At 75.0% G+C, this 10,670-nt stretch carries 2 protein-coding genes; both read left to right on the top strand.

Annotation, left to right across the window (positions count from 1 at the left end; genetic code table 11):
• The first annotated feature begins 6 nt into the window (after positions 1-6).
• Positions 7-9,411: a type I polyketide synthase gene (locus OHA11_RS00660; RefSeq protein WP_266490874.1), complete on the top strand. Its 9,405-nt coding sequence runs from the start codon at positions 7-9 to the stop codon at positions 9,409-9,411.
• 44 nt (positions 9,412-9,455) lie between these two features.
• Positions 9,456-10,655 carry a cytochrome P450 gene (locus OHA11_RS00655; RefSeq protein WP_266490872.1) on the top strand — a complete coding sequence of 400 codons (1,200 nt, stop codon included), beginning with the start codon at positions 9,456-9,458 and terminating at the stop codon, positions 10,653-10,655.
• Positions 10,656-10,670: the final 15 nt, after the last annotated feature.

Raw genomic sequence — 10,670 nt, 5'->3', positions numbered from 1 at the left:
GTTCGCATGGCTGAGGACAACGAACTCCGCGACTACCTCAAGCAGGTCGCCGCGGAACTGCACCGGACGCGGGGGCGGCTGGGCGAGCTGGAGTCGGCTGCCCGGGAACCGATCGCCGTCGTCGGCATGGCCTGCCGCTACCCCGGCGGGGTGGCGAGCCCCGACGACCTGTGGCGGCTCGTCGACGAGGGCCGCGACGCCATCGCCGGCTTCCCCACCGACCGGGGCTGGGACCTTGCGTCCCTCTACGACCCCGACCCCGCCAAGGAAGGCACCTGCTACGTCCGCGAGGGCGGCTTCCTCGACGACATCGCCGCCTTCGACGCCGCGTTCTTCGGCATCTCGCCGCGCGAGGCCCACTCCATGGACCCCCAGCAGCGGCTGCTGCTCGAAAGCTCCTGGGAGGCCCTGGAGCGGGCCGGGCTCGACACCCGCGCCCTCAAGGGCAGCCGTACCGGCGTGTTCGCGGGCGTCTCCCAGCAGGACTACGCCGGCCTGCTGACCGCCGTCGAGGGCGGCATCGACGGCCACGGCTCCACCGGCGTCTCCAACAGCGTGCTGTCCGGGCGGCTCTCCTACGTCCTCGGCCTGGAGGGCCCGGCCGTCACGGTCGACACGGCCTGCTCCTCCTCGCTCGTCGCCCTGCACCTGGCCGTGCGCTCACTGCGCGCGGGGGAGTGCGATCTCGCGCTGGCCGGCGGCGTCACCGTCATGTCGACGCCCGACGTGCACGTCATGCTCTCCCGGCAGGGCTCCCTGGCGCCCGACGGCCGGTGCAAGGCGTTCGGCGCCGCCGCCGACGGGGCCGGCTGGAGCGAGGGCGTCGGTGTCCTCGTCGTCGAGCGGCTCTCCGACGCCCGGCGCCTCGGGCATCCGGTGCTGGCCGTCGTACGGGGGACGGCCGTCAACCAGGACGGCGCCTCCAACGGGCTGAGCGCCCCCAACGGTCCCTCCCAGCAGCGGGTCATCCGCGACGCCCTCGCCGACGCGGGCCTGACCCCCGCCGACATCGACGCCGTCGAGGCACACGGCACCGGTACCAGGCTGGGCGACCCCATCGAAGCCGACGCACTGCTCGCCGCCTACGGCACCGCGCGCCCCGCCGGACGGCCGCTGTGGCTGGGCTCGTTGAAGTCCAACATCGGGCACACCCAGGCCGCCGCGGGCGTCGGCGGCATCATCAAGATGGTCCAGGCCATCCGCCGGGGCAGCCTGCCCCGCACGCTCCACGCCGACGAGCCGACCCCGTTCGTCGACTGGTCCGCCGGCACCGTACGACTGCTCGCCGAGGCCCGGCCCTGGTCCGACGAGGCCGGACCGCGCCGGGCGGGCGTCTCGTCGTTCGGAGTGAGCGGGACCAACGCGCACGTGATCCTGGAACAGGCGCCGCGCGAGGAGGCCGCACCGGACGCCCCCGACGGCACCCCCGGGGTGCTGCCCGCCCTCCTCTCCGCCAAGAGCGCCACCGCCCTGCGCGCACAGGCCGGCCGCCTGCTGAGCCACCTCACCGCCAACCCCGCCCTCCCGGCCGACACCGTCTCCCGCTCCCTCGCGCTCGGCCGTACCCCCCTCGGCCGCCGGGCCGCCGTCCTGGCCGCCGACCGGGACACCCTGCTCGTCGGGCTGACCGCGCTCGCCGAGGGCCGCCCGCACGACACCGTGACCGAGGGCACGGCGGTGACCGGCCGGACCGCGTTCGTGCTGCCCGGCCAGGGCTCCCAGTGGCTCGGCATGGCCCGCGAACTCCTCGACACCGAACCGGTGTTCGCGGAAAGCGCCCACGCCTGCGCGGCTGCCGTGCGGGAACTCGTCGACTGGGACGTGCTGTCCGTCCTGCGCGGCGAACCCCGGGACGCCGACCCCGACCGCATCGACGTCATCCAGCCGGTGCTGTTCACCGTCATGGTGTCGCTCGCCCGCACCTGGGAGGCGTACGGCGTCACGCCCGACGCCGTGGTCGGTCACTCGCAGGGCGAGATCGCCGCCGCCCACCTCGCGGGCGGGCTCGGCCTGGAGGACGCCGTACGCGTCGTCGTCCTGCGCAGCCGCGCCCTGCGCACGCTCACCGTCAGCGGCGGCATGGCCTCCGTGCTGCTGCCCGAGGACCAGGTCCGCGAACGGCTCGCCCCGTGGGCCGACCGGCTGTGGATCGCCGCCGTCAACGGACCCGCCTCCGTCGCCCTGACCGGCGACCCCGACGCCTGCGACGCCTTCGTGACCGCCTGCGCGGCCGACGACGTACAGGCCCGCCGCATCCCCGGCGCCGCCAGCCCGGGACACTCTCCGTTCGTCGAGGCCCTGCGCGAGCAACTGATGGCGGACCTCGCCCAGTTGACTCCGCGCAGCAGCCCGGTGCCGTTCTACTCCACCGTCACTGGCGGCCCCCTCGACACGGCCCGCCTCGACGCCGCCTACTGGTGCCGCAACATGCGGGAGCCGGTGCGGTTCGCCGACGCCGTGCGGGCCCTGCTCGCCGACGGGCACCGGCTGTTCGTCGAGCCCAGCCCGCACCCCGTCCTCGTCACCTCCGTCCAGCAGTGCGTGGAGGCCGAGGAGCACGACGCCGCGGTCACCGGCACCCTGCGCCGCGGCGAGGGCGGACCGGCCCGGCTGCGCACCGCCCTCGCCCAGGCCTGGACCGGCGGCGCCGACCCCCGCTGGGCCCGCGTCTTCGCCGACGTCCCCGCCCGCCCCGGCGACCTCCCCGAACTGCCCACCTACCCCTTCCAGCGGCGCCGGCACTGGCCCGAGGGCCGCCGCCGCACCGCCGACGTCACCACCGCGGGCATGGGCGCTCTCAGCCACCCCCTGCTGGGCGCCTTCGTCCGGCTCGCCGACGCCGACGGCGCCGTCCTCACCGGCCGGATCTCCGCGCCCGACCACCCCTGGCTCGACGGCTACGCCCTCGGCGACCGGCCCGTCCTGCCCGGCACCGCGTTCGTCGAACTCGCCGTCGCGGCCGGAGACCCCTTCGGCCACGGCCGCGTCGAGGAACTCACCCTGCACACCCCGCTCACCCTCCCCCCGGACAGCACCGTCGCCCTCCAGATCCGGGTCGGCGCCGACGAGGGCGCCCGCCGCTCCTTCACCGTCCACTCCACGGCCGCCGCCCCCGACGAGGACGGCCCCTGGCTGCTGCACGCCTCCGGCACCCTCGTCCCCGAGACCGGCGCCCCCGCCGAGAACCTCACCGCCTGGCCCCCGCCCGGCGCCGAACCCGCCGACGTGACCGGGCTCTACGACGACCTGGCCGCCGCCGGCTTCTCCTACGGCCCCGAACGCCGCCTGCTGACCGCCCTGTGGCGCACCGGCACCGAGTCCTACGCCGAAGTCGCCCTGCCGGCGGGCCAGGGCCCCGAAGCCGCCCGCTTCGCCCTCCACCCGGCGCTCGCCGAAGCCGCCCTGCACGCCCTCCAGGCCCTCGACGGCGACCCGGCGGTCCCGTTCTCCTGGAGCGGCGTCGAAGTCCACGCCACCGGCGCCACTCGCCTGAGGGTCCGCCTCACCCGCACCGGCGCGAGCACCGTCTCCGTGCTCCTCGCCGACGCCACCGGAGCACCCGTCGCCACCGCCGACGCCCTCCTGCTGCGCCCCGCGAGCCCGGCCGGGCTGCTCGACGGCACCCCGCCCGCCGAACGCCTCGACCGGCTGGAGCCCACCGCGGCGCCCCGGCCCGCCCGGCGCCGTACGGTCGCCGCGGCGGGACCGGGCGACGACGCCGACGCCGGGACGCTGCGCGGACGCCTGCTGCCGCTGACCGAGACCGAGCGCACCGGGGTCCTGCTCCGGCTGGTCCGCGACACCGCGGCAGCCGCCCTCGGCCACGAGGACACGGAGACCGTCCAGTCCTCCCGGCCGTTCAAGGAACTGGGCTTCGACTCCCTCACCGCCGTCGACTTCCGCAACCGGCTCGCCGCCGCCGGCGGCATGCGGCTCCCCGTCTCCCTCGTCTTCGACCACCCCTCGCCCCGTCAACTCGTACAGGCCCTGTACACCGAACTGTTCCCCGACACGCAGGACACGCAGGACGCACAGCCCGCGGCACCGGCACCCGCGCGGCGCCGGACCACCGCCGACGAGCCGATCGCGATCGTCGGCATGGCCTGCCGCTTCCCCGGCGGCGTCGAAGGCCCCGAGGACCTGTGGGACCTGCTCACCGAGGGCCGCGACGGCATCACCGGACTGCCCCGCGACCGCGGCTGGCGGGCCCAGGACTCGGCGCGCGGCGGCTTCCTCGACGACGTCGCCGGCTTCGACGCCGCGTTCTTCGGGATCACCCCGCGCGAGGCCCTCACCATGGACCCTCAGCAACGGCTGCTCCTGGAGACCTCCTGGGAGGCGGTCGAGCGCGCCGGCATCGACCCGACGGCCCTGCGCGGCACCCGCACCGGCGTCTACGTCGGCGCCGCCGGACTCGGCTACTCCCTGCTCTTCCCGCCCGGTTCGGAGGCACTCGCGGGCTACACCGTCACCGGCAGCGCCACCAGCGTCATCACCGGCCGCGTCTCCTACGTCCTCGGCCTGGAGGGCCCTGCCGTCACCGTCGACACCGCCTGTTCCTCCTCCCTGGTCGCGCTGCACGACGCGGCCCAGGCGCTGCGCCGGGGGGAGTGCGACCTGGCGCTGACCGGCGGGGTGTGCGTCATGCCGGACGCCGCGCTCTTCGCCGACTTCGAACGCCAGGGCGGCCTCGCCGCCGACGGCCGCTGCAAGGCGTTCGCCGCCTCCGCCGACGGCATCGGCTGGTCGGAGGGCGTGGGCGTGCTCCTTGTCGAGCGGCTCTCCGAGGCCGAACGCAACGGGCATCGCGTGCTGGCTGTCGTACGCGGTTCCGCGATCAACCAGGACGGTGCCTCCAACGGGCTCACAGCGCCCAACGGGATGGCTCAGCAGCGGGTGATCCAGGATGCGTTGGCGGACGCGGGGCTCCGATCGCAGGACGTCGACGCCGTCGAGGCGCACGGCACCGGTACGAAGCTCGGCGACCCCATCGAGGCGCACGCGCTGCTCGCGACGTACGGCCAAGGGCGTGAACACCCGCTGTATCTCGGCTCGTTGAAGTCCAACATCGGTCATACGATGTCGGCGGCCGGCGTCGGCGGCGTCATCAAGACCGTCCTCGCCCTGCACCACGGCGAACTCCCCAGGACTCTCCACGCCGCCGAGCCGTCCCCGGAGATCGACTGGACGGAGGGATCCGTCGAACTCCTCACCGAGCAGCGGCCCTGGCCCGAGACGGGACGACCGCGCCGCGCCGGGGTGTCGTCGTTCGGGATCAGCGGGACCAACGCCCACATCCTGCTGGAACAGGCGCCGACCGAGCAGCTCCCCGCGACTCAGGAGGAGACCGCCCCCCGCCCCTGGCCCCTCTTCCTCTCCGCCCAGGACGAGAACGCCCTGCGCGGTCAGGCCGGCCGCTTGCTGGACCGGCTCGCCGCCGACCCGGCGCTCACCACCGCCGACCTGACCCACTCGCTGGCCACCACCCGCGCCGCCCTGGAACACCGCGCGGGGACAGTCGTCCACGACCGTGCCGAGACCGAGGCGGCGCTGACCGCGCTCGCGAACGGCGAACTGCCCGCCGGGCTCCTGCGAGACACCGCCCGCGAAGGCGGACTCGCGCTGCTGTTCACCGGACAGGGCGCCCAACACCCGGGAATGGGACGCGAGTTGTACGCGGCCCACCCGGTGTTCGCCGAGACCTTCGACGCGGTCTGTCTGCACCTGGACCCGCTGCTGCCACGCCCGCTCGCCGACGTGGTGTTCGCCTCCGAGGACGACGACACGGTCCACCGCACCGAGTTCACCCAGCCAGCCCTGTTCGCCTTCGAGACCGCCCTGTACCGCCTCCTGGAGAGCTGGGGCGTACGCCCTGGCTTCCTGCTGGGCCACTCCGTCGGCGAGATCACCGCCGCGCACGTCGCCGACGTGCTGTCCCTGCCGGACGCGTGCACGCTGATCGCGGCGCGTGGCCGGCTCATGCAGCGACTCCCGGAAGGGGGCGGCATGCTGGCTGTCTCCGTCGACGAGGAGCGGGCCCTGGCCGTGCTCGACGGCCGCACGGACGTCACCGTCGCCGCCGTCAACGCACCCGGCTCGGTCGTCCTGTCCGGGCCCTCCACCGAACTGGCCGCCCTGCGCGAGAAGTTCGCCGAGGACGGCGCGCGCACCCGGGTCCTGACAGTCGGCCACGCCTTCCACTCACCGCTGATGGAACCGATGCTGGAGGAGTTCGCGGCGGTCGTCGCCGGACTCGACCTGTGCCCGCCGCGTATCCCGGTCGTCTCCAACCTTACCGGCGTCCCGCTCACGCCCGAGCAGGCGTGCTCCCCGGAGTACTGGGTCCGGCACGTCCGCGAGGCGGTCCGGTTCGCCGACGGCGTGACCCATCTCGCCGCCGAGGGCGTCACCGTCCTGCTGGAGGCGGGCCCCGACGGCGTCCTGACCGGCATGGCCCAGAGCTGCCTCGACGACGGCGGCGTGTGCGTCCCCGCCCAGCGCCGGGACACACCCCAGAACCAGGCGCTCGCCACGGCCGTGGCCCGGGTCCACCTCGCGGGCCAGGACCTCGACCGGGCCGCCCTGTTCACCGGCAGCGGCGCCCGCACTGTCACCCTGCCCACCTACCCCTTCCAACACGCCCGCTACTGGCCCGAGCCCCGCCCCGCCCACACCGGCGACCTGGCCTCCCTCGGCCTCGACGGCGCCGGACACCCGCTGCTCGGCGCCCGCGTCACCACCGCCGACGGGCACACCCTGTTCACCGGCGAGCTGTCCACGACCACCCACCCCTGGCTCGCCGACCACGCCGTCCTGGAGACCGCGCTGTTCCCGGGCACCGGCTTCGTCGAGCTGGCCCTGTGGGCCGGCCTGCTCCTCGGCTCCCACCACCTCGACGAACTCACCCTCGCCGCCCCGCTCCCGGTGCCCGACGGCACCCCCGTCCGCCTCCAGGTCACCGTGGGCCCCGAGGAGACCGGAGCGCGCACCGTCACCGTGCACTCCCGCACCGAGGACGACGGCCCCTGGACCGCCCACGCCGAAGGCACCCTCCTCACCGAGGCACCCCCGCGGCCGGGCACGCCGCCCGCCGCCTGGCCCCCGGCCGACGCCGAGGCCATCGACCTGTCCACCTACTACGCCGACCTCGTCGACCACGGCTTCACCTACGGCCCCGCCTTCCAGGGCCTGACCACCGGGTGGCGGCGCGGCAGCGAGGTCTTCGCCGAGGTACGGCTGCCCGAACCGGCCGGCGGCGGCTTCGCCGTCCACCCCGCGCTGCTCGACGCCGCGATGCACGCGCTCGGCTTCCGCCCCACCGCCACCTCCGCGAGCGGCCCCCTGCTGCCGTTCGCCTGGCGCGGCGTCACCCGGCACGCCCAGGACGCCACCGCCCTGCGGGTCCACATCCGCGACGAGGCCGAGGACAAGGTCTCCGTCGACCTCGCCGACACCGACGGGCGCCCCGTCCTCACCGTCACCGCCCTGCACATGCGGGCCACCTCCACGGAACAGCTCGACACCGTGCGGCTGCGCCCCGAATGGCTGTTGCGCACCGAGTGGACGCCGCTCGCCCAGGCCCCGGCCGGCACCGGGCCACTGCTCGGCCGGATCGCCGTCCTCGGTGAACCCATGCCCGGCCTGGCCGAGTTGCTCGGGGACGATGTCGAACACCTCGCGGATCTCGCCGCGTTGCGCGCCGAAAGCACCCTGCCCGCCCTCGCCGTCGTCCCGCTGGCCCCCGCCGCGCCGACCGCCGCCGCGACCCGGGACGCCGTCCACACCATCCTGGCCCTCCTCCAGGAGTGGGCCGCCGACCCGACCCTGTCCGGCACCCAGCTGGTGCTGTGCACCTCCGGCGCGGTCACCGGGGAGGACACCGTGGCCGACCCGGCGGGCGCCGCCGTGTGGGGGCTCGCCCGCTCCGCCCAACTGGAGAACCCCGGGAGCGTGCTGCTCGTCGACCGGCTGCCCGGCGCCACCATCGGGCTGCGCCAGGCACTGGGGCGGGCCATCGCCCTCGGCGAGGACCAGATCGCCCTGCGCGACGACCAGGTCCTCGTCCCCCGGCTGGCCCGGCTCGCCCCGCCCGAGACCGCCCCGGAGCCCCTGTGGCCCACCGAGGGCACCGTCCTGGTCACCGGCGCCACCGGCACCCTCGGCCGCCTCGTCGCCCGCCACCTCGTCACCCGGCACGGCGTCCGGAGCCTGCTGCTTGCCGCGCGGCGCGGCGCGGACGCCCCCGGCATGACCGACCTGATCGCCGAACTCGACGCCCAGGGCGCCACCGTACGGGCCGCCGCCTGCGACCTCACCGACCGCGCCGCGCTCGCCGCCCTCCTGGACACCGCCCCCGACCTGCGGGCCGTCGTCCACACCGCGGGCACCGTCGCCGACGCCACCCTCACCGCCCTCACCCCCGAGCACGTCGACGCGGTCCTGCCGGTCAAGACCGCGGCGCTCGAACACCTCGACGAGCTGACCGCAGGACTCGACCTCGACCGGTTCGTCGTCTTCACCTCCCTCGCCGGCGTCATGGGCGGCGCCGGACAGGCCAACTACGCGGCGGCCAACGCCTTCGCCGACGCCCTGTGCACCCGCCGCGCCGCAGGCGGCCTGCCCGCCACCGCCCTCGCCTGGGGCCCCTGGCAGCGCGGCGACGGCATGACCGCGAACGTCAGCGAGAGCGACCTCAAGCGCATCGCCCGCATCGGCCTGCGTCAGCTCGACCCCCGCGAGGGCATGGCCCTGATGGACGCCGCCGTCACCACCGGCGCCGGCGCCACCGTCCCCGTCCGCCTGGACGTCTCCGTCCTCGACACCGATGCCCCCACCACCCCCGTCCTGCTGCGCGGCCTCGCCCCCCGCGGCACGACAGGACCCGCAATCCCGGCCGGCGGACTGCGCGAACGGCTCCTGCCGCTGTCCGACACCGACCGCGCCACCGCCCTCGTCGACCTGGTCCGCGCCGAGACCGCCACCGCCGCCGGACTCGCCGCCGGCAGCGCCGTACCGCCCGGAAAACCCTTCCAGAGCCTCGGCTTCGACTCCCTCATGTCCGTCGACCTGCGCAACCGGCTCGCCACCCTCACCGGCCTCAAACTCCCCGCCACCCTCGTCTTCGACCACCCCACCCCCACCGCCCTCGCCGACCTCCTCTTCCAGGAACTCGACCTCGCCTCCGCACAGGCCCCCGACCCGGCCCAACTCGCCCTGGAATCCCTCGAAGCGGCCCTGCACACCCCCGCCGAGGACCCCGCCCGCACCGCCTCACTCGCCGTACGCCTAAGGGCCCTGCTCACCCGGCTCGAAGCCCCCGCCGACGGCGCCGCCGACACCGACGGCGACCTCAGCAGCGCCAGCACCGCGGAACTCCTCAGCCTCATCGGGGACGAGTTCGGAATCCGCTGACCCACCCGACCCACCTGCCCCCCACGGCAATCACGGAGCACACCATGCCCCTGGAGATGGAAACCCCCCTGCCCTACCAGCGGGACGACCTCTGCCCCTTCGACCCCGGCGCCGACCTGCGCCGCGCCCAGCGCCAGGAGCCCGTCACCAAGTACCGCATGATCGACGGCCGCGACATCTGGGTCGTCACCCGCTACGACGACGTCCGCCAGGTCCTCAACGACCCCCGGCTCAGCAGCGCCCTCACCCCCCTCACCCTCATGCTCCCCGGCGTCGACGACACCGGACTCGAAGTGTCCCCGGGCAGCTTCGTCAACATGGACCCGCCCCACCACACCCGGCTGCGCCGCACCGTCGCCGGCAGCTTCACCGCCCGCCGGATGCGGGACATCGTCCCCCGCCTGGAGAAGATCGCCGAGCACTGCCTGGACACCCTGGAGCGCGGCGGCCCCGGCACCGACCTCATGACCGCGTTCGCCTCGCCCTTCCCGCTGCTCGCCATCTGCGAACTCCTCGGCCTCAGCGACGAACAGCGCGACACCTACCTGCGGATCAGCGAACAGGCCCCCGGGCTCGCCGCCACCGCCGAGGAGGCGAGGGAACTCGTCGCCGCCGCCCATCGGTTCATGCTCGACGTCGTCACCGCCCAGCGCGACGAACCCGGCGACGGCATGATCGGCATGCTCGCCCGCGACCACGGCGACGACCTCTCCGACGCGGAGATCGTCGGCATCGCCAACATGCACCTCACCGCGGGCTTCGACACCGTCGCCAACACCCTCGGCCTCGGCCTCCTCGCACTCTTCGACCACCCCGACCAGCTCGCCCTGCTGCGCGACGACCCCCAAGTCCTCGACACCGCAGTCGAGGAACTGATGCGCTACCTCAGCGTCATCTCCGCCACCGGCGGCCGGACCGCCACCGAGGACATCGAACTGGGCGGCGTCACCATCAAGAAGGGCGAGTACGTCGTCCCCGCCCTGGCCGCCGCCAACCGTGACCCCGCCCACTACCCCGACCCCGACCGCCTCGACCTGACCCGCCCCCAGGGCCGGCAGCTCGGCTTCGGCCACGGACTGCACCGCTGCCCGGGCGCCGCCATGACCCTGATCGAGATGAAGGTCGGCTTCACCGCCCTGCTGCGCCGCTTCCCCGGCATCCGGCTCGCCGTTCCACGAGGCGAGATCGCCTTCCGCGGCTACAACATGGTCCACGGCGCCCTCGCGCTCCCCGTGGCCTGGTGATCCAGCAGGTCGCCC

It is taken from the genome of Streptomyces sp. NBC_00878, from assembly GCF_026341515.1.
Classification (GTDB): Bacteria; Actinomycetota; Actinomycetes; order Streptomycetales; family Streptomycetaceae; genus Streptomyces.
This window is presented reverse-complemented; position numbering and strand designations above follow the sequence as displayed.